We start from the raw sequence: 18,772 nt of genomic DNA on the forward strand, positions 1-18,772 counted from the left end.
AGCGGTTTTTGGATTCCCGGCGAGCAACCGACAAAAACGCTCGGGATTTGTTGGATTTTCGGAATTTTCGCCCTCAAACCGCCCCCAAATTCCCCTTCATCCCCTTGATGGACGGCACTTTCGGCGCTTTCGCGACCACCGTCTTCTGTCCGCGCAGATACCGCGCCACCACATCCCATACCGCCTCGCCCTGCACTCCCTCTGCCACCGGCGCCCAGCCCGCCACCTTGTATGTCTTGCTCGCTTCGATCAATTTGCCGTTCAGGCGCATCTCCGTGATGCGCTGCCCCATCGGTGCCATCGGGTCGATCGTGTAGTCCATCCCGCCCACGCGCACCATGTCTCCGCCCTGCTGGTAGTACGGATCGGGGTTGAACAGGTTGTCGGCCACATCCTCGAGCACCGTCTTGATCGTCTCGCCGGTCATCGGTGTCAGCGTCGTGTAGGGATACGTGATCGCCGTCTGATCAAGCAACTGCTCCATCGTGATCGTTTGCCCCGGCAGCAGCGACGTCCCCCAACGGAATCCCGGCGAAAACCCAATCTCGGCATCTTTCTCCGCCATGACCGCATCAAGCAGCAGCTGATCGAACGTCCCGTTGAAGTTCCCCCGCCGATACAGCACGCCTTCCGTCACCGCCAGCGGTTCCGCCAGCTTCGACGCAAATGGTGCGCGCACGCGCTCGATGAGCGCCTGCATCGGCGCGTCGGCCGGGAGCAGATTGGAGAACACCGGCAGCAGCTTGTAACGGAAGTCCACCGGCTTGCCGCCCTTCACGTCGAAGTCCAGCACCGCCAGAAACTTGCCGTTCGACCCGGCATTCGTCACAAGCGTCTTGCCGCCAGCGTTTTCCACGGTGACAGGCTTCGGCACCCCGTCGTGCGTATGACCGCCCAGAATCGCATCGATACCCCGCACGCGCGACGCCAGCTTCAGATCGACGTCCATCCCGTTGTGCGACAACAAGACCACGACCTGCGCCCCCTTGCCGCGCACCTCGTCGACCATCGACTGCAGACGCTCCTCCTGAATGCCGAATGTCCAGTCCGGCACGAAGTAACGCGGGTTCGCAATCGGCGTGTAGGGGAACGCCTGCCCGATGATCGCCACCGGCACCCCGTTCATCGTCTTGATCGTGTATGGCGCGAAGACCGGGTCGCCGAAATCGTTCGTCTGTACATTCTGGGCGACGAAGTCGATCTTGCCCTTGAGCTGCTCCTCGACGACGGACTTCACGCGATCCGCCCCGTACGTAAATTCCCAGTGCGCCGTCATCACGTCGACGCCAAGCGCCAGCGTGGCGTCGACCATGTCCTGGCCCTTCGTCCACATCGACGTGCCGGACCCTTGCCATGTGTCGCCGCCGTCCAGCAGCAGCGCGCCGGGGCGCGACGCCTTCATGCGCTTGACCAGCGTCGCAAGGTGCGCAAACCCGCCGACCTTGCCGTACGTGCGCGCCGCCGCGGCAAAGTCGAGGTACGTGAACGCATACGCGTCTAGCGTGCCGGGACGCAAACCATATGCCTTCAAGAATGCCTCGCCCACCAGATGCGGCGGCTTGTTCGCCTGCTCGCCGATCCCCAGATTGACGCTCGGCTCGCGGAAATACATCGGCAGCAACTGCGCATGGCAGTCGGTGAAATGCAGCAGATGCACATTGCCGAATTTCGGCAGGTCGTAGAACACGTCTGCCGCCTTGGCCGCTGCCATCTCCTGATGCGACAGCGCCATCCCGCCCGCCGCCGCCACCGCCAACACCTGCATGAACTCGCGTCGATTCATTTCGTCTCCGTAACGCACACGTCGTGCGGCGCGCCTGCTTTGTCGTTAGCCAATGCATCCGTACCCGTCAGCTCGTACCGCGCCAGTACACCATCGACGCGATGCCGCAGCGAACGTCCCGCAGTGATACGGCAACGATCATCTTCCGTCTCGTCCCGCCGATTCACTGAGTCTTCAAATCACCGAGTCGTCGATTCACCGAATTGCAGAATGTCTGATTCAAACCCTGATTCATCGGGTTACCGGGTTACCAAATCACCGAACCACCGACGCACCGAAACACCTTGCCACCTTGGCGCCTTGTCACTTGGCCATCTGGTCACTTCCCCGCGTAGTCCGCCAGCGCCGCCACGTCCTCGCCGAACATCTCGCCGACTTCCTTGCGCAGCACTTTGCCGTTACGTCCAATCACATACAACTCCGGCAGCCCGCGACGCTTGCCCAGCACCGCCCGCCAGGCGTCCGTCTCCATACCCGCAGGAAACGTGTAGCCATGCGTCTTGAGGTAGTCGATGGCTTCCTGCGGTTTCTTGTCGATCGATAGCGTGACGACCTGGATCGGCTTGCCGCGGGTGGCCTCGTAAAGCTTCTGCACATGCGGATTCTGCTGCGCACAGAACGGACACCACGACGCCCAGTACTCGACGATGACTGTCCGGTCCTTGAACGCGCTCGCGGGCAGCGTCTTGCCATCGAGCAGCGTGAGCGACGGCAGCGTGACCGTGTCGCCGACCTCCAGCGCGTGCGCCGGTGCGCCAAGGGTCGTCGCTCCCACGACGAACGCCGCAATGATCGTCGCTTTCAAACGCCCGAACACGCCCATGCCACTTCGTCGTGCAACGTAGCTCGGTCGACGTACCCCGCAGGCCCCAAAAACAGCACCCACCCAACCCAGCATCGAGTGCGCCCCCATCTGCCAGACGGTCATTCGCGCAAGACGTGAATCCGAGACAGACGCAAACCCACACCCACCTCGCCAGTCCGCACGCGAGCGCGGCCATCGCGACGGTCGGCGACGATCAGCGACTTGATTCGTATATTCCAGGGATGTCATGCAGCGCTCCGGAAACCGGCGGCGACCGTCGATCAACGATCTCGGGTCGCCCGCCGGAACGACGGTGGCTTATTGATTGACGGGAGACGCGGGGTCGAGCAGCAACGCCATGACGTCCTTCAACTGTTTCTCGGTCAGAATGCCCGCCGCGCCAAACCTCGGCATGTTCGAGCAAGCCGCGTAGCTATGCGAGTCGTAGACCTTCGCCCACGTGTACTTGACCACTTCGGGCGAATCGCCGCGCAGCTTGCCGTAGTGATACAACGACGGACCGATGTTGCCGAACGAGATCTCACTCTTGGTCAACTGGTGGCACGCGTAACAGTTGCCGCCATTGACGGTATCGGCCTTGTCGGTGAACTGCAGGCCTCGACCGTTCTGGGCAACCTTCTCGCCTTCCTTCCAGTCACCAAGATATTGACCGTCGGCCGGTGCCTTGACCTTCGCCAGCTCGGCTTTTTGCAGCCGTTCAGCCACCTTCGCCGGCATCGGCTTGGTCGCGTACTGCGTGCACAGCTTCTGCAGCTCGCTCTGATCGATGCGGTCAAGCTGCGCGATGCCCGAGGCGCGGAACGAATCGCGCAATTCCTGCACAACGGCCGCATCGGTCGTGCCGCTCACCAGCTTCGGACTCTCGTCCTGCGCGAAGGCCGTGCCGACGACGAGTGCCCCGGCCGCTGCCAGCGCGACGCCCGTCGCGCGCAATGCGAATGATTTCATGGGTGTGCCTCGCAATCGGTCAGCGCTTCAGGCCAGGGGCGTCCATCTTGCCGCCATTGGCCATCACGCCGAGGAAGGTAATCAGGTCAATGGACGCCTGCGAGCCGTAATTCAGCACCGGCATGCGCTGCTGGCGGAAGCAATCGTTCATCCGCCACTGCATCGTGCGCAGCGCACCCTGCGAGACACGATAGCCCGGCCACGTCGCAAACGCCTGTCGCGCCGCCGCGGGCTTGGTCAGGTTCGGCAGATCCTGAAGACGGATACGCTTGTCATCCGCCCCGTGGCACGACGCGCATGAGAAATCGTACGGACCGGAACGGTAGTAGAAGATCTTCTGACCGCGCGCGTAGGCGTCCTTCTCTTCCTTGTGCGCCTGCGACACGTGAATGACGGCGCCGCGCGACTGACCCGCCACATAGGCGGTGAGCGCTTCGAGATCGGTCGGATCCTGCCCTTCCTTGGAGAACGGTTGCTTGATGACGTCCGCGCGCTTGAAGCCCTGCAGATGCACCATGCACTCGACGATGCGCGACTCGGCATCGAGCACGCGTTTCGTGTCGGGGAAGTAGCGCGGCAGTTGCGCGTAGGCGTTCTTGACGACACCCGCGCCAAGCCCCAGGTCGCACTGCGCCATCGATACGTTGTTCGGGCCGCGTGGTGTCTTCCAGAGTTCCTCGCCGCGCATCTCGACGAGTTCTGCTGGATTGCCGTCGGCGAGCATCTCGCGATATTGCGCGATGGCGTCGGCCGTCGAACTTTCTGCAGCGAATGCGGGGGCACTGACGCCCGCGATGACGAGCACGCCGCCGAGCACAGTCCGTCGCAGCCACGCTGCGTCTCCTGCCGTGCTCTTTCGTTGGCTCGCCCGTGCGCTATGTTGCGCCTCGTTCATCTCGATCTCCTCTTCGTGGGGTTGGTCCGCGCAACGGGGAATCTCCCGAGAGCGCTCGTGCTTGCACACTGCACGGCGCGGATTTCGCTTCACGCCGTCCCACCCGGCCGGATTCGCGTGGCAGCGCCTATGACGCGCCGCCGCACGTCTGCCGACGTTCGCCCGTCAGGCGATGGCCGTCTCGTCGGTCCGCGAGTCGCCCTTGTTGTCGACCCACATGACCGTGACCTTGTCGCCCTTCTTGGCGCCCTTGAACTTGAACGCCATGAACGGATCTTTCGACACCGCCGGGCCCCATTCGGCCGACAGCACCGTCTTCCCGTTGCAAGTCACCGTGACGTTCTGGATGAAGTGTGCCGGGACGATATTACCGGAAGCGTCCTTGCGCTGGCCGGTTTCCATGATGTGACTCATCAGCACCTTGACCTCGACGACACCGCCGGCCTCGGTTGCGCGAATGCGCATCGGATTACCCATGTTGTGGCTCCTCTGTTCTACGATGCGTCGCTTAACCGCCGCAGCCGCCCAGCGTGACCTTGATTTCCTTCTCGGCCACGAGGTACTTGTTGTCCGCCTTGACGAGCGCATAGACCTTCGAGGTCTGGCCCATCTTCACACGCGTGGTCACCGCCGGCTCGGTACCGTCGGGAATCTCGAACGACGCCGCAAGCGTATTCGGATTCTTCTCGATCAGAATCGCGATCATCTGCGTATTCGGCGCCTTGCTCGCCACCGCCACCGGCACAACCGCTCCGTTCTCGGCGATGTCGGGCGCGGTCAGCACCACCAAATCGCTCGGGCTGGTGCCCGTGCCACCCAGGGCCTTGACCGTGTCGGCCACGCTCCGGGTCGAGAACGCCGCCTTGTTCCAATGCGCCTCTGCCGCGCGCGCCTCTTCGGGCTTGATCAGCCCGGCGGCTACCGCCAGTCCCATTACCGCGGAAAACCGCAGCATGTCGCGTCGCTGTTGGTTCATCTCTGTCTGTTTCCTTCTCTGAGGGCCGCCGATACGAAGTGGACCATCGATCCGCCACGTACCGGCCGCCGTTCGCTCGCCTGACCCGCCGCCCGATCCTGCCGGGCAGCCTGCCGGCGAGCCCCCTGCCCCGGTGTTACTTCGCCGGGGCGCCGGCCAGAACCCACTCAACGAGGATCTTGGCGTCGGCATCCGACAGGTTCGGGTGCGCCGGCATCGGGATCGGACCCCAGACACCCGAACCACCGCCCTTCACTTTCTTGACCAGCTTGGCCACCGCGTCCTTGTCACCCTTGTACTTGGCAGCCACTTCCTGATAGGCCGGGCCCACCAGCTTCTTGTCGACGGCGTGGCAACCCATACAGGCGTTGGCACCCGCGAGCTTGGTCGCCGCTGCGACATCGACACCGGCATGGGCCAGCGAGGTGCCGGCCAGCATGGCCGCGGCGATCAGCATCTTTTTCATCGTATCTCCTTCGATTTGTGTAGGGGACGGGGGTCCTGCGGCGGCCCGAAACCCTCGGCGCGTCCGTCGAACCTCCTGCCCGCTCAATGTGCACCACGGAGAATCCAGTCGACCATCGTACGGATATCAGTTTCGGCGACCTGCGATTGCGGCGGCATTGGCATGCTGCCCCAATTGCCGGCGCCTCCGGCACGTATCTTCGCCACCAGTTTTTCAGCCGCATCCGGCTGCCCATGGTACTTGGTGGCGACCTCCGAGAAGGCGGGTCCGATCTTTTTGTCGGTCACGCCGTGACACGCCAGACAACCGTTCTTGTCCGCAAGCGTTGCTGCCGATGACGTCGCAGCGGCGGAATGGGCCGGCGCGTCCGAACTCGCCATGCCGAGCGTGGCGAGGGCCGCCGTCTTGCGCACCGACGCGTTTTGCGCGGCAGTGCCCGACAGCGGCGGCAGCTTCGTATCGACACCGCGCACCGGACCGATGATCCGGTTTTGCGCGGCCAGATCCCCATGCGCGTCGCGGGCGTACGCAGGGAGTGCGGACGTCACGATACCAGCCTCAGGACAATCCTGCATACACGCCTTGTTATGAGTATCCGGTTTGTCGCCCACGCGCCACATGCCATGCGCGCGCGTCATCCCGTTGCGATTGGGCATCAGTTTCTGCACGTCGCCAATGGTCTTGTCCGACAGCACGAAGTCCGACGGCACGATCTCCGCAAGATTCAGGAGATAGGCGGTGACCGCGTATACCTCGTCGGGCTTGAGCGAACGCGGCGCGTTCCACGGCATGGCGCGACGGATGTAATCCCAGATCGTCGAGATCGTATCGACCTTCATGAAGGTGGTGCGCACCGGCTGATTGTTCGCGCGCAGCGATGCCACGTGCCCCGTCTTGATGTCGTCGGCGGTGGTGCCCCCCACCAGCGGATTGAACACCTCGTTGCTCTCGCCAAACGTGCCGTGACACGATGCGCAGCGCGCGTCGTACACCTTCTGGCCGTCGGCGACAGATCCCTGTCCTTTGGGCAACCCTTTGAAGTCGGGGCGCACGTCGATGTCCCACGCGCTCAATTCCGCCGGCGTGGCATCGCGTCCGATCCCAGGTGGCGCCTTGATGGCGGGCTGGACCGGCGCCGCCTGCGCCGGGGCCGAGAACCAGGCCGCGACGGTCAGGCCCGCGAGCGTCAATGCGGCCACCCAGAGCACGGCCAGGACCACCGACTGCGCGCGCCGACGCATGGGGCGCTGCAACTTAAGTTCAATCGACGTGGACATTGGTCACCTCCCCGTTCGTCGCCACTTGCCACGTCTGGATTGCGTTGTTGTGATAGATCGACTTCGTGCCGCGCACTTCCCGCAGTTGCCGATAACGCGGTTGCACGAAGCCCGTCTCGTCCATGGCCCGGCTTTGCAGGAGCGCCGGCGAGCCATCCCATTGCCAGTCGAAATTGAAGCGCGTGAGGCACTTCGGCAGCACAGGCGATTCGAGCCGCGCCGCGCGCCAGGTCTTGCCGCCATCGGTCGACACGTCGACCCGTTTGATGCGGCCCCGCCCCGACCACGCAAGACCCGTCACGTTGAAATAGCCGCGATCGAGCAACGCCTGTCCCCCGGAGGGCGACGTGATGACCGACTTGCACTCCTGGATCGACGTGTACTGGCGATGCTGGCCGTCCGGCATCAAGTCGACGTAATGGCTCGTTTCATCCTTGGTGTTCCACGGCGCGTCGCCGACCTTGATGCGACGCAGCCATTTCACCCACGACACACCCTGCACGCCGGGCACGACCAGCCGCAGCGGATAACCGTTTTCGGGACGCAGCATTTCGCCGTTCATACCCCAGGCGACGAGCACGTCGGAGAGCGCCGCCTCCATCGAGATCGTTCGGGTCATACCGGAGCCGTCGCCGCCTTCGGCGAGCACGTATTGGCCGCGCTTGGTATCGGCGCCCACCTCGTCGAGCAGAACCGACAGCGGCACGCCCGTGAATTCGCAGCACGACAGCATGCCGTGCGTGTACTGGACGGTCGGCACGGCGGCATTGCCCCACTCCATGCCGGTGTTCGCGCCGCATTCGATGAAGTGCATACGCGACACGGACGGCAGGCGCATGATGTCGTCCATCGTGTACACCTTCGCTTCGCGCACGAGGCCATGCACCATCAGGCGATGCTGCGTTGGATCGATCTCCTGCCAGCCCTGATGATGGCGCTCGAAGTGCAGCCCGCTGGGCGTGATGATGCCGAACAGACCTTGCAGCGGCGTGAAGGCCACCGACGCCTGCGCCGTTTGCGTCAGTCCCGGCGACTGACGGCGTTGCAAGTTCGCTTCGAATTTCGACGGCATGCCGTACGGACGTGCCGCGACCGGCTGGCCGAGCGACGTGGCCCACGGACGCGGTTCGAGAATCATCGGATCCCCGGCGGTCTTGGGCGCGTCGGCGGCAAAGGCCGCACCGCCCGCGAGCGCGGCACCGGCGGCCAGGAAGCTGCGCTGCAGGAAATTGCGCCGGGTGGGATTCAACCCGTCGCGGGCAATGTCGTCGGCAAGCGTGCTGTCGACGAAGTTCTCCGGAGCCCGGCGCAAACGGCCGGCTCGCGATGCGCTATCGCTGGTCTTGCTCACCCTGTCTCCTCGCGTTTTGTGGCGTCCGCCAGCGTCGCGAGGACACGGACGGCTTACCGCTTGCGTTCGAATCGATATGTGCGGTCTGGTTGCCGCACTGACCTACGGGTATTGCCGTGCTGCAGTACTACGGTATTGCCACGGTCTGCTGCGTGCTTCAGTTGGCGCGTGGCATGAAGCCATCGACGGCACGCTCCGGCAGCGCCTCCTCCTCGAGTCGGCCGGCGACCTGCACGCACACCGCGCGGCAGATCTCGACCACCCCGGTATCCGCGATCGTGTAATACACCTGATTCCCGTCGCGACGCCGTGCCAACACGCCCGCCTGATACATTGCCCCGAGATGCCGCGATACATTCGTCTGCGACGATCCCACCTGCGTCACCACCTCGCTCACCGAGCGTTCGCCACCGCACAGCGCATGCAGAATCCGCAACCGCGTTGGCTCGGAGAGCAGGCTGAAGTAGTGCGACACCTTTTCGAATACGCGATCGAGTTCTTCCATGACGGTCAGTCTTTGAGTTCGTATGCTGGCACAAGGAATTTCGTATATGCCTAATGACGCATATACGGATAATCAAAACAATGCGCGTCGGACGCAAGCTGCACTGCAACACGTTGGCGACCGATGTCTCGTTGCGGAGGGCGCGCATTGGGCGTCGGTCAGACGCGCTGCCGTGTATATCCGGGGATATAGCGCTCCACCTCATATGCGTTTGCGCGACATGCAACGCCGAGCCTACCGTCAGGTGCAGCCGCATGCGCGACGACCCGACGGATTGGCGCATCAGGGAAAAACCCGATAAGAAAGTGGCGGGAGACAGCGTGCCAGAGCACGACATTTTGCGGACGTCGTCCGTGAGCGATGGCGGAATGGCGACGAATCGCCATCCCGTCTTACTCGAATTGATATGACCAGTTCGCATTGAACCGCAGCGGACGGCTCGGCGAGTTGGTCGGCGCGTCGGCCATCGGCTTGGCGACCGACAGGTCGAGCGAGTAGTACTTGCTGTCGGAGACCCGCACGCCCAGGCCCACGGAGGCGAGCTGGTTGTGGAACAACGGCCCCGAGCTCAGATAGACGCGCGCCGTATCGAGCATCAGGTACGGCTGAATCGTCTTGAGGAAGCGGAAGTCGGTGCGGAACATCCGATTGAGTTCGATCGACGCCCCCCACCCCCTGTCCCCGGCGATTTCGCCGGCCGGATAGCCGAGGCCGAAGCGCTGACCGCCGAACGTCGCCTGCTCGGACGTCGGCAACGTGTTGGCACTGTACTGCGCGCCCGCCGCGACGACGACACCGAATTCCCACGGCAGCACGAGCCCCTGTTTGCCGTCGAGCGTGAAGCGCCAGAAGCCGAGATCGTAGGGGCCGAGTATTTGCGCGACGCCCGCCGGCTGCGTCGTGTACGACTGGCTCGCCCCCATCCCGGTAAAGCCCTTGAACACGCCGAGCGTGGCGTTGCGGGTCTGCTTCTCGGTGACCTCGTTGTACGAGAGCTGAACCTGCGCGGCCCGCACGTTCGTCTGCGAATTGATGTTGTTCGGCGAATTCGGTACTTCGTAGCGATCTCGTGAATTCACGCCGTACATGCCGCCGCTGACCGTCAGGTTGCGCTGGTTGTTGAGCAGGATCGGGTACGACACGGTCACGGCGACACGCTTGGTGTCGAGGTGTCGCGTCAGACCGGCCAGCGCCTGATCGTCTGGCTGTCCGCGATAGTGCGACGCGTCCACGCGCGCCTGCAATCCATTCGACCCGAGCGGCTGGATGTACGACCCCGCATAGAACTCTTCGTCGTTATGCCCCTTCGGGGCGATGGCCGTGAGCTGAATCTGTTCGCCGAGCGGGGTAAGCGCGTTGCTTGTCACCGTGAACACACCCCGAATACCGGGGTTGTTGTAGGTGAGTGACGTGCCCAGCGCTACCGGCTGACGCGTAACGTCGAGCGAGAGTTCGGTCGCGCCGTCGGTCTGCGTGGGCGGTTGCACGTCGGCCTTGATCTTCATGCCGGGAACCAGCGTGAGCAGGTTCAGATAGCGCTCGAACGTGGCGCGCTTGAGCGGACGTTCCGCCTCGATGTGCGCGGCGATGTCGCGCAACCGCTGTTCCGACGGCCCAGGCTTGCCCGTGATTTTCGTGCTCGAGATATAGCCTTCGACGATCGTCACGCGCACGAAGCCGTCTTTGAAGTCTTGCGCGGGGACGAAGGCGAAGGACAACAGATAGCCCGCGTCCTGATACATCTTCGTGACCTGATTGGCCTTTTCGACCAGATCGCCAATGGTCACTTCCTTGCCTGCCAGCGGCGCGAAGACCCCGGCCACGTCGGCGAACGGCAACGACTTGACGCCTTCGATACCGAAACGCTGTGGGGTCATCTTGCGTGCGAGCAGCGACTTGAGCGCGTCTTCCTGCGTCGGCGGCTGAATGCGAAAGGTGGCGGCGGGCGCCTTGGGCACCTCGATTTTTGGAATGCTTTGCAGCGGGTCGCCACGCACGGGGCTCCCGTCGGCCAAGGCGTTGTGCACGCTTAGCAGGCCAATGGAGTACAACGATACGGCGACGACTCGAACGACCCTGCGGCTTTGCGCCGACTTGACCGAATCCCCACGCGCGACGCGTGGCGCAAGACGGGCTCCTCCCTGGCGATGCGCCATCCCTATGCCCCTTGAATGCTTATTTTTTCGTGCGGCCAGTGTAACCGAGAGGCGTGAGGCCCCGTCAACGAAGGAATTTGCCGTGATGCGGCACCCACACAACAACGCGATCACGCACTACCGTGGCACGGTCATCGCGCCGCTTAGAGCGTCTCCTCCAAACGCGCCTCAACGACGGCGAATGCCACCGGAACCCGCGTCACGCCAGCATGTCGGCCCAGATGCCCTGTGCCCATGCGAGTCCCAGGGCGAATTCGTTCGGTGTGGCGCGCGACGACGCGCCACCTGTGCCCGGCACCGGGAGCATGGTGCGCTGCGCGGCGTCGTATCGGTGAACGCTGGCCACGTGCATCGCTTCGGTCGCCGAGACGAACGTGTAACAGGTGTTGCTGTAAAGCGGCTCCGGGTTGACCGCGCGCCCTGACAGGGCCGCCACGATGGCTGCGGCGCAAACCTTGCCGTGCTGGTTGGCCATATGGCCGGACTTGGGCATCTGCGGGGCGATCTGAATGGCGTCCCCCAGCACATGGATGTCGGGTTGCGCGGTCGACGCAAACGTCAGAAAGTCGACGTCGCACCAACGGCCGTTGGCCGTCGCCAGCCCACTGTCCACCGCGATATCGCCCGCCCGCATCGGCGGGATGACATTGAGCACGTCGGACTTGATTTCCTCACCCAGCTCGAAGCGCGCCAGCCACTTCGCACCATCGGCCGCGACTTCCGTGCAATTGAACTGCGGGTGATACTCAACGATTCCGGCATATTGGGTGCCCCAAATCGCCTGAAACTGCTCGGCTTCCGCGAGCACCTGATCGTTGGTGTCAAAGACGAGCACTTTGGCACGCGGCTTGTGACGTTTGAGCCAGGCGGCGACCTGACACGCGCGCTCATACGGCGCGGGCGGACAGCGAAACGGCGCCTCGGGGATCGTGATGGCGACGACCCCACCGTCGGGCATCGCCCGCAAACGCGCGTGCAACGCGGCGCTTTCGCGGGCGTCGGTCCATCCCACCGGCAAGGCGTCGCGCACCGCGGGATCGGAGAGTCCGGCAATGGCCTCCCTACGCAGCGACACCCCTGGGGCGACGATGAGCTTGTCGTAGGAAAGGCGACCGCCATCGGCGAGCCGCACCTGTTGGTTGGCGGCGTCGATGGCCTGGGCGCGTGTGCGTCGCCAGACCACGCCGTGCCGTTCGACGAGCCTGTCGTAGGGCACTGTCAGGTCGCTTACCCGCAAGTGGCCGCCCACTACGAGGTTCGACAACGGGGCCGAGACAAAGGCGGGATTCGGTTCGACCAAGGTGACGTCTATCGTGTTGCCCGAGAGCATGCGCAACGCCTTGGCCGCCGTCGCGCCACCGAATCCGCCGCCGATCACAACGACACGGGCACGCGTCTTGAGCGGTGTCGGCCAGAGCGGCGCCGCCCATGCGCGGGTGACACCGGCCAGTGCGACCGTCGAGCCCATGCCAAGAAGAAAGTTGCGGCGGCGCATCGTGTCGGCCCTATCGAGGCGTTTGAGACGTTTGAGGCGTGCGCGGCGACGCTGACGCGCCCTTGCCCGCCGGCTGCGAGGCGAAGTACGCGGCGATGCGACGCAACTCGTCGTCGCGATAGCCTTTGAGCAGTTGGGGCATCAGCGTGGCGGTACGCTGCCCATCGCGCATGGCTTGCAACGCCGACATGAGTTCCGTCGCCGGGCGCCCGTCCAGCGCGGGCAGCGTTGCCTTGCCCGTGCTCACTGGCGCCGACGCGTTATGACATGTCATGCACGCCATCGCCCAGTCGCGGGCTTGCCAGTCGGGCTGGGGCGCCTGCGGCGCCGCCGGCTCGACGTAGACCGGGGAGGCGGCGCGCACGCCGGATACCGGTGCCGCCCATGCCGTCGCGGTGGCGACAACCCCGGTTCCGATCGTCAGAACGAGCGCCGCCGCGATGGCCGGCGTCACCCATCGCGCAGATGGACGAGGCAGACGATCGCGGCAGTCGGCGGCTGAGCCGGTAACGGCACGGGTGCGCACGCGCAGTGTCCGAGGCGCTCGGGTAGCGCGCGTCAGTTACCGGTCTTGTTCGACGGACCGGGCTTGATCGGTGCGTCGCTGATCGGCGCAGGCGAGGACAGCGGCTTGGCCGTGACCGTTTCGGTGTCGATCGGCGTGGTCGTGACCGCCGCGGCGCTCGAATCGTCAGTCACCGGGGCCGGGTTCTTCGAGGCCTCGGTCGAGAGGCGCTGCGCCTCTTCCGGCTTGATGTATTCGTACAGCTTGATGACCTTCTGCACCCCGTCGATACGGCTGGTCACGTTGGCGGCGATGCGGCCTTCCTCTTCCGACACGAGGCCCAGCAGATACACGTCGCCACGCTCGGTGACCACTTTGAAGACGTTGGCCGAGATTTCCTTCGTGTTGATCAGGTTGGCCTTGACCTTGCTGGTGATCCACGCGTCGTTCGAGCGCGAACCAAAGGAGCTGGCCGGTCCGATGGCAAGTTCGTCGACGATGCCGCGCACGTTGCTGATCTGCTTGACGATTTCGACGGCGCGCTGCTTGCTGGCGTCGTTCGGAACTTCGCCGGTGAGCAACACGCGACGGTTGAAGACCGTTACGTTGACGTGGGCGGCGTCTGGCAAGTTATTCGCGGTATTGGCTTCGGCCTTGATCTGAATTTCACGGTCTTCCGTCTGCGCGCCGACGGAACGGCGGTCGGTGGCGACGAGTGCGCCGGTCGCGGCACCGCCGAGAATGATGGGGGCACAACCGGCCAGGGTTGCAGCAATCAACGCCGCCGCGGCGAGCGGCTTGACCACGCGTTGGAAATTCATCGGGCATTCTCCTTGTTGGATGATCGAACGGGACGGCCCCCGCCGCGCCCAGCCGGCACCGCCCGCCCCCGCGGCGCAGTACCTGTCATGCTCTTGACGCCGAATGACGGCAATAGGTTCACGCTTCGCCGAACAGCATCGCGTCGACCAGGTCGCACAGGCAGTGAATCGTGAGCAGGTGAACTTCCTGAATGCGCGCGGTACGATCGGCCGGCACGCAGATGTGCACGTCCAGCTCACCCAGCGCCGCATTGACCTTGCCCCCGCCCTTGCCGGTCAGCGCGATCACGTGCATGCCGCGTTCGTGCGCCGCTTCAATGGCGGCGAGCACGTTGCCGGAATTACCCGACGTGGTGATGGCGAGCAGGACATCGCCCTCGTGCCCGAGCGCGCGCACCTGCTTCGAGAAGATGGCGTCGAAGTTGTAGTCGTTGCCGATGGCCGTCAGGATCGACGAGTCCGTGGTCAGCGCGATGGCCGGCAATTCGGGGCGCTCGCGCTCGAAGCGGCCGACGAGTTCGGCCGCGAAGTGCTGGCAGTCGGCGGCCGAGCCGCCGTTACCGCAAGCGAGAATCTTGTTGCCGTTGGACAGCGCTTCGAACATGACGTCCGCGGCGGCGGCGATATATTCGGGCAGTGCGTCGCGCGCCGCCAGCTTGGTCTCGACGCTATCCGTGAAGTGTTGCTGAATTCGTTCGATCGACATGGTCGTTTGCCAGGGTGTCGCAAAAGCGGCCGGCCTTGCATGGGTGCCCGAGGGCACTCGCCTGCATCGGCCGGCGTTCAAAGGCCGTATCAGTCTTGAAAATCTTGAAAACGGCGCGTTCGCAAGTGTAACAGGCCGGCGGACACGGGTTTCGTCAGAGATCGTCGGCTCGGAAAGCGTCGGGCAGCCAGCGCACCACCGGCGGACGTCCGTCGAACGTCACCACGTCGAAACGACAACGCCCCGCGGGACGCCGCAGCAGATAGTGACGCGCGGCCAAGGCCAGGCGGCGGCGTTTGGCGCGCGTAATGCTCTCGGCGGCCCCGCCGAAGTCGCTGCGCGCGCGGGCGCGCACCTCGACGAATACCAGTACACCCGCGCAATCCCGCATAATGAGGTCGATTTCGCCGCCGCGACACCGATAATTGCGCGCGACGAGCCGCCAGCCGCGTCGCTCCAGCAACGTCTGAGCGTGGTCCTCGAACGATTCTCCTAACTGATTCGACATGGTTGTTCCGATGTTTACCGTTGCCGGCGCTGCCGGTGTTACCAACGCCTGTGTGCCCCGCACGGCAACGACGCCGTTTGCGGGAGTGCGACGCCATGGATGAGCGCCTGATGTCCCTGGCCGAGGGCCAGCATTACCCGGTGGGCACGCTGTACGTCGTCGCCACGCCGTTGGGCAATACCGCCGACATCACGGTGCGAGCGCTGTACATCCTCGGGATGGTTGACGCTATCGCCTGTGAAGATACGCGCAATAGCGCGCAGTTGCTCCAGCGGTATGGCATCGACAAGCCGTTGATTGCGGCCCACCAGCACAACGAAAACGAAGTGGCGACGCGGTTGGTCGAGCGTCTGCGGGGTGGCGAGCGCATCGCCTACATTTCAGACGCAGGCACCCCGGGCATCTCGGATCCAGGCGCGCGACTGGTCGATGCGGTGCGTGCGACCGGGCTCGGCGTGGTGCCGGTACCAGGCGCGAGCGCGGTGATTACGCTGCTCTCGGCGGCCGGCGCCTGGGTGGAGACGTTCACGTTCGTGGGTTTCCTGCCATCGAAGGCGCAGCAACGGGCCCAGGCGATTGCTGCGCTTGCAGGGGCGACCTCGGCGCAGGTCTTCTACGAAGCGCCGCATCGGATCGTAGAGACGGTCGCGGCACTCGCCGATGGATTGGGCGGTGCGCGCCGACTGTTGATCGGACGTGAGTTGACCAAGCGCTTCGAGGAGATTCACGAATGTGCGCTGAGCGAAGGCGTGGCCTGGCTGAAGGCGGACGCGAACCGTCAGCGCGGCGAATTCGTGCTGGCGGTATCGGGCGCGGCAGCGAGCGCTAGCGAAGATGGTGTCGACGCCGAAGCGCAGCGCGTGCTCGCGTTGCTGGTGGCTGAACTGCCGACGAAAAGTGCCGCGAAGCTCGCCGCCGCGATCACCGGCGCACCCAAGAACGCGCTTTACGAGCGAGCGCTGGCGCTCAAAAATGGTTGATCGCCCCGCGTGGGATACATTTTTTGAGGCCTAAAGATTCGGACGTTTCTGGAGAAATTCTCAGCGACTCCCCAAACTCTCCCCTCGATATTCCCTCTATGATTGGCTCGATCTCAGGGTCTCGGCTGGTACGCGTCAGCGAATCGGCCGCCTCCCCCCGGGCCTGATGAGATGTCACATGAAAAACATCCTTGCCCGCGCATCGATCGGAATCAGCGAATTGAAATCGAACCCCAGTGCCGCCATCCATCGAGCCGATGGCCCCGTCGCCATCCTGAACCGGAACACGCCGGTCGCCTATCTCGTCCCCGCAGCGGATTGGGAAGCGATCTGCGAGCGGCTCGATGACGCTGAACTCGCCGACCTTATCCGTTCACGCGCCGGCGAAACGCCGGTGAGTACCCAGCTTGACGACCTATGACCTGCAATTCCTACCCTCTGCCCTCAAGGAGTGGCAGGCGCTCGATCCCACGATCCAGCGCCAGTTCAAAGCGAAGTTGCAGCAACGGCTGCAAAGACCCCAAGTTCCCGGCAGTCGGCTGAGGTCGATGCCGGACTGCTACAAGATCAAACTCGCATCGGTGGGATACCGGCTCGTCTACCGAGTCGACGACAAAGCCGTCACCGTGTTGGTGGTCGCCGTCGGCAAACGAGAGCACCTTGCGACTTATCGCACGGCCCGAAAACGCGTTCAGTGACGCCGCCGATAATGAAACAAACCCGCCGAAGCGGGTTTGTTTTCTGGCAGGCCAGCACGTCAGCTCAGCAGCAGCGCGTCATCGTCGAGTTGTTCGCCGCGGGTGCGCTCGAACATCTGCAGCAAATCGGGAACGTCCAGACCCTTGCGTTCGTCGCCCGACACGTCCAGCACGACCTTGCCCTGGTGCAGCATCACCGTGCGGTCGCCGTAGTCCAGTGCCTGACGCATGCTGTGCGTGACCATCATCGCCGTCAGCTTGCTCTCTTGCACGATGCGCGCCGTCAGTTCCAGCACAAACGCCGCCGTCTTGGGGTCCAGCGCGGCCGTATGCTCGTCGAGCAGCAAGATCCGCGACGGCTGCAACGACGCCATCAACAGGCTCACCGCCTGACGCTGACCGCCGGAGAGCAGCCCGATACGGTCCGAGAGCCGGTTTTCCAGCCCAAGGTTGAGCAGGCTCAGCTTCTCGCGGAACCGCTCACGCAGCTCCCGATTCAGCGCGAACCCGAAACTCCGGCGTTCGCCCCGCTTGACCGCCAATGCCATGTTTTCCTCGATGGTCAGCGCCTCGCAGGTGCCGGCCATCGGATCCTGGAACACGCGCGCCACCTGACTCGCCCGCTGCCACGCCGTCTTCTTCGTGACGTCGTTACCGTCGATCGAAATCGTGCCCGAATCGACCCGCAAGTCGCCGCTGATGGCATTCAGGAACGTGGACTTGCCCGCACCGTTCGAACCGATCACGGTGACGAACTGGCCCGTCGGGATGTCCAGCGACATGCCGCGCAGCGCACGGTTCTCGATGGGCGTGCCCGGATTGAAAGTGATCTTGAGGTCTTTTGCGCTCAACATGATCAGGCACCTCCGTTCTTGCGGGGGAACAGCTTGCGACGCGTTGCCGGCAGCACCAATGCCACCGCCACGAGCAATGCCGTCACCAAATTCAGATCCTGCGCCTTCAGACCGATGAAATCGCTGTTGAGCGCGAGCGCGATGAAGAAGCGGTAAAGCACCGCACCGACGACCACCGCCAACGTTGTGAGAATGAGGCGTCGGGCCGGCAGAATCGTCTCGCCAATGATGACCGCCGCCAAGCCAATCACGATGGTACCGATCCCCATCGAAATGTCCGCGCCGCCCTGCGATTGCGCGAACAACGCGCCCGCAAGCGCCACGAGCGCATTCGAGAGCGCCATCCCCGCCAGAATCTCGTGACCGGTATTCACGCCTTGCGCCCGCGCCATGCGCGAATTCGCGCCTGTCGAGCGCATCGCCAAGCCCTGTTGCGAAAGGAAGAAGTAATCCAGCCCAAGCTTCACCACGATAACCACGCCCAGCAGCAACAACGGACGCGTCACATAGTCCGGCAACCAGGACACGTTGTCCGGCAGGAGCATCGTGAAGACAGTCGGCGAGGTAATCAGCGGCACGTTCGGTGCCCCCATCACCCGCAGGTTCACGGAATAGAGCGCGATCATCATCAGGATACTGGCGAGCAGATCCATGATCTTCAGGCGCACATTGAGCCAGCCGGTGATGAAGCCCGCCAGCGCGCCCGCCGCCATCGCCGCCACGGTCGCGGCGAAGGGATTGGTGCCGCCGGCGATCAGCGTAGCCGCGACCGCGCCGCCCAGGGCGAAGCTGCCGTCGACGGTCAAATCAGGGAAATTGAGGATGCGGAAGGAAATCAGCACCCCGAGCGCCACGAGACTGAAGATCAGACCGATCTCCAGGGCGCCCATCATAGAAAAAAGAGACATTGTCGTAATTCCACTGCGCAAGACGGCCCATGCCGGGTCTCGGCATCAGCGCTCACACGGCCGACGTCGGCCAGTTCGGGGCATCGCCGGTCGTTGTGCGACCGCTGTCGGGGG

At 64.0% G+C, this 18,772-nt stretch carries 21 protein-coding genes; 3 read left to right on the forward strand and 18 right to left on the reverse strand.

Features of this window, described 5'->3' with window-relative positions:
• Positions 1–73: 73 nt before the first annotated feature.
• The 16 genes from soxB to BGP02_RS00965 form a co-directional block, all read right to left on the reverse strand.
• Entirely contained in the window at positions 74–1,783 is a 1,710-nt protein-coding gene (gene soxB, locus BGP02_RS00890; protein WP_286797333.1) for a thiosulfohydrolase SoxB, read from the reverse strand.
• 319 nt (positions 1,784–2,102) lie between these two features.
• On the reverse strand, positions 2,103–2,606 hold the full coding sequence (locus BGP02_RS00895) for a TlpA family protein disulfide reductase (protein WP_286797438.1): 504 nt from the start codon (positions 2,604–2,606) through the stop codon (positions 2,103–2,105).
• Positions 2,607–2,906: 300 nt separating this feature from the next.
• Positions 2,907–3,557, reverse strand: a complete 651-nt coding sequence (gene soxX / locus BGP02_RS00900; RefSeq protein ID WP_017233573.1) for a sulfur oxidation c-type cytochrome SoxX — start codon at positions 3,555–3,557, stop codon at positions 2,907–2,909.
• A 19-nt stretch (positions 3,558–3,576) separates the two neighbouring features.
• Positions 3,577–4,452, reverse strand: coding sequence for a sulfur oxidation c-type cytochrome SoxA (gene soxA / locus BGP02_RS00905; RefSeq protein ID WP_083902279.1), 876 nt, complete (start codon positions 4,450–4,452; stop codon positions 3,577–3,579).
• Between the two features lie 165 nt (positions 4,453–4,617).
• A complete protein-coding gene (gene soxZ, locus BGP02_RS00910) occupies positions 4,618–4,929 on the reverse strand; it encodes a thiosulfate oxidation carrier complex protein SoxZ (protein ID WP_017233575.1) in 312 nt (103 codons plus the stop codon).
• Positions 4,930–4,960: 31 nt separating this feature from the next.
• Positions 4,961–5,428, reverse strand: a complete 468-nt coding sequence (gene soxY, locus BGP02_RS00915; RefSeq protein WP_017233576.1) for a thiosulfate oxidation carrier protein SoxY — start codon at positions 5,426–5,428, stop codon at positions 4,961–4,963.
• Positions 5,429–5,564: 136 nt separating this feature from the next.
• Positions 5,565–5,894 (reverse strand): c-type cytochrome, encoded by a 330-nt coding sequence (locus BGP02_RS00920; RefSeq protein ID WP_017233577.1) that lies wholly within the window; start codon positions 5,892–5,894, stop codon positions 5,565–5,567.
• Between the two features lie 83 nt (positions 5,895–5,977).
• Entirely contained in the window at positions 5,978–7,171 is a 1,194-nt protein-coding gene (locus BGP02_RS00925; RefSeq protein ID WP_017233578.1) for a c-type cytochrome, read from the reverse strand.
• Complete coding sequence (gene soxC / locus BGP02_RS00930; RefSeq protein WP_017233579.1) at positions 7,155–8,522, reverse strand: sulfite dehydrogenase; 1,368 nt, start codon at positions 8,520–8,522, stop codon at positions 7,155–7,157. Before soxC ends, BGP02_RS00925 begins: the two co-directional genes overlap by 17 nt.
• Before the next feature lie 157 nt (positions 8,523–8,679).
• A complete protein-coding gene (locus tag BGP02_RS00935) occupies positions 8,680–9,027 on the reverse strand; it encodes an ArsR/SmtB family transcription factor (RefSeq protein ID WP_017233580.1) in 348 nt (115 codons plus the stop codon).
• Between the two features lie 392 nt (positions 9,028–9,419).
• Positions 9,420–11,024 (reverse strand): ShlB/FhaC/HecB family hemolysin secretion/activation protein, encoded by a 1,605-nt coding sequence (locus BGP02_RS00940; RefSeq protein ID WP_286797344.1) that lies wholly within the window; start codon positions 11,022–11,024, stop codon positions 9,420–9,422.
• Positions 11,025–11,382: 358 nt separating this feature from the next.
• Positions 11,383–12,678, reverse strand: coding sequence for an NAD(P)/FAD-dependent oxidoreductase (locus BGP02_RS00945; protein ID WP_286797346.1), 1,296 nt, complete (start codon positions 12,676–12,678; stop codon positions 11,383–11,385).
• A 10-nt stretch (positions 12,679–12,688) separates the two neighbouring features.
• Positions 12,689–13,204: a c-type cytochrome gene (locus tag BGP02_RS00950; protein WP_261939593.1), complete on the reverse strand. Its 516-nt coding sequence runs from the start codon at positions 13,202–13,204 to the stop codon at positions 12,689–12,691.
• A gap of 32 nt (positions 13,205–13,236) precedes the next feature.
• Entirely contained in the window at positions 13,237–14,004 is a 768-nt protein-coding gene (locus BGP02_RS00955) for a BON domain-containing protein (protein ID WP_017233585.1), read from the reverse strand.
• A 118-nt stretch (positions 14,005–14,122) separates the two neighbouring features.
• On the reverse strand, positions 14,123–14,710 hold the full coding sequence (locus tag BGP02_RS00960) for a phosphoheptose isomerase (RefSeq protein ID WP_017233586.1): 588 nt from the start codon (positions 14,708–14,710) through the stop codon (positions 14,123–14,125).
• A gap of 154 nt (positions 14,711–14,864) precedes the next feature.
• Positions 14,865–15,218 (reverse strand): YraN family protein, encoded by a 354-nt coding sequence (locus tag BGP02_RS00965; protein ID WP_017233587.1) that lies wholly within the window; start codon positions 15,216–15,218, stop codon positions 14,865–14,867.
• Between the two features lie 95 nt (positions 15,219–15,313).
• On the opposite strand from BGP02_RS00965, the gene rsmI reads away from it, so the two are divergent.
• From rsmI to BGP02_RS00980, 3 genes are all read left to right on the forward strand, one after another.
• A complete protein-coding gene (gene rsmI / locus BGP02_RS00970; protein ID WP_017233588.1) occupies positions 15,314–16,198 on the forward strand; it encodes a 16S rRNA (cytidine(1402)-2'-O)-methyltransferase in 885 nt (294 codons plus the stop codon).
• A gap of 178 nt (positions 16,199–16,376) precedes the next feature.
• On the forward strand, positions 16,377–16,619 hold the full coding sequence (locus BGP02_RS00975; RefSeq protein WP_017233589.1) for a type II toxin-antitoxin system Phd/YefM family antitoxin: 243 nt from the start codon (positions 16,377–16,379) through the stop codon (positions 16,617–16,619).
• Positions 16,606–16,896: a type II toxin-antitoxin system RelE family toxin gene (locus BGP02_RS00980; protein ID WP_286797355.1), complete on the forward strand. Its 291-nt coding sequence runs from the start codon at positions 16,606–16,608 to the stop codon at positions 16,894–16,896. The genes BGP02_RS00975 and BGP02_RS00980 overlap by 14 nt, the downstream gene beginning before the upstream one ends.
• Before the next feature lie 59 nt (positions 16,897–16,955).
• Here the strand turns inward: BGP02_RS00980 and BGP02_RS00985 are convergent, their stop codons facing one another.
• Together BGP02_RS00985 and BGP02_RS00990 are read right to left on the reverse strand one after the other, a co-directional pair.
• Entirely contained in the window at positions 16,956–17,750 is a 795-nt protein-coding gene (locus tag BGP02_RS00985; protein ID WP_286797357.1) for an ABC transporter ATP-binding protein, read from the reverse strand.
• Positions 17,751–17,752: 2 nt separating this feature from the next.
• A complete protein-coding gene (locus tag BGP02_RS00990) occupies positions 17,753–18,658 on the reverse strand; it encodes an ABC transporter permease (RefSeq protein ID WP_150564763.1) in 906 nt (301 codons plus the stop codon).
• Positions 18,659–18,772: the final 114 nt, after the last annotated feature.

It is taken from the genome of Pandoraea sp. 64-18, assembly GCF_001899225.1.
GTDB classification, from domain to species: Bacteria; Pseudomonadota; Gammaproteobacteria; order Burkholderiales; family Burkholderiaceae; genus Pandoraea; species Pandoraea cepalis.

Excerpts from the sequence above, each read along its gene's own strand:
- soxB (WP_286797333.1), bottom strand. The coding sequence starts at position 1,783 with ATGAATCGACGCGAGTTCATGCAGGTGTTGGCGGTGGCGGCGGCGGGC.
- BGP02_RS00895 (WP_286797438.1), bottom strand. The coding sequence starts at position 2,606 with ATGGGCGTGTTCGGGCGTTTGAAAGCGACGATCATTGCGGCGTTCGTC.
- soxX (WP_017233573.1), bottom strand. The coding sequence starts at position 3,557 with ATGAAATCATTCGCATTGCGCGCGACGGGCGTCGCGCTGGCAGCGGCC.
- soxA (WP_083902279.1), bottom strand. The coding sequence starts at position 4,452 with ATGAACGAGGCGCAACATAGCGCACGGGCGAGCCAACGAAAGAGCACG.
- soxZ (WP_017233575.1), bottom strand. The coding sequence starts at position 4,929 with ATGGGTAATCCGATGCGCATTCGCGCAACCGAGGCCGGCGGTGTCGTC.
- soxY (WP_017233576.1), bottom strand. The coding sequence starts at position 5,428 with ATGAACCAACAGCGACGCGACATGCTGCGGTTTTCCGCGGTAATGGGA.
- BGP02_RS00920 (WP_017233577.1), bottom strand. The coding sequence starts at position 5,894 with ATGAAAAAGATGCTGATCGCCGCGGCCATGCTGGCCGGCACCTCGCTG.
- BGP02_RS00925 (WP_017233578.1), bottom strand. The coding sequence starts at position 7,171 with ATGTCCACGTCGATTGAACTTAAGTTGCAGCGCCCCATGCGTCGGCGC.
- BGP02_RS00935 (WP_017233580.1), bottom strand. The coding sequence starts at position 9,027 with ATGGAAGAACTCGATCGCGTATTCGAAAAGGTGTCGCACTACTTCAGC.
- BGP02_RS00945 (WP_286797346.1), bottom strand. The coding sequence starts at position 12,678 with ATGCGCCGCCGCAACTTTCTTCTTGGCATGGGCTCGACGGTCGCACTG.
- BGP02_RS00955 (WP_017233585.1), bottom strand. The coding sequence starts at position 14,004 with ATGAATTTCCAACGCGTGGTCAAGCCGCTCGCCGCGGCGGCGTTGATT.
- BGP02_RS00960 (WP_017233586.1), bottom strand. The coding sequence starts at position 14,710 with ATGTCGATCGAACGAATTCAGCAACACTTCACGGATAGCGTCGAGACC.
- BGP02_RS00965 (WP_017233587.1), bottom strand. The coding sequence starts at position 15,218 with ATGTCGAATCAGTTAGGAGAATCGTTCGAGGACCACGCTCAGACGTTG.
- rsmI (WP_017233588.1), top strand. The coding sequence starts at position 15,314 with ATGGATGAGCGCCTGATGTCCCTGGCCGAGGGCCAGCATTACCCGGTG.
- BGP02_RS00975 (WP_017233589.1), top strand. The coding sequence starts at position 16,377 with ATGAAAAACATCCTTGCCCGCGCATCGATCGGAATCAGCGAATTGAAA.
- BGP02_RS00985 (WP_286797357.1), bottom strand. The coding sequence starts at position 17,750 with ATGTTGAGCGCAAAAGACCTCAAGATCACTTTCAATCCGGGCACGCCC.
- BGP02_RS00990 (WP_150564763.1), bottom strand. The coding sequence starts at position 18,658 with ATGTCTCTTTTTTCTATGATGGGCGCCCTGGAGATCGGTCTGATCTTC.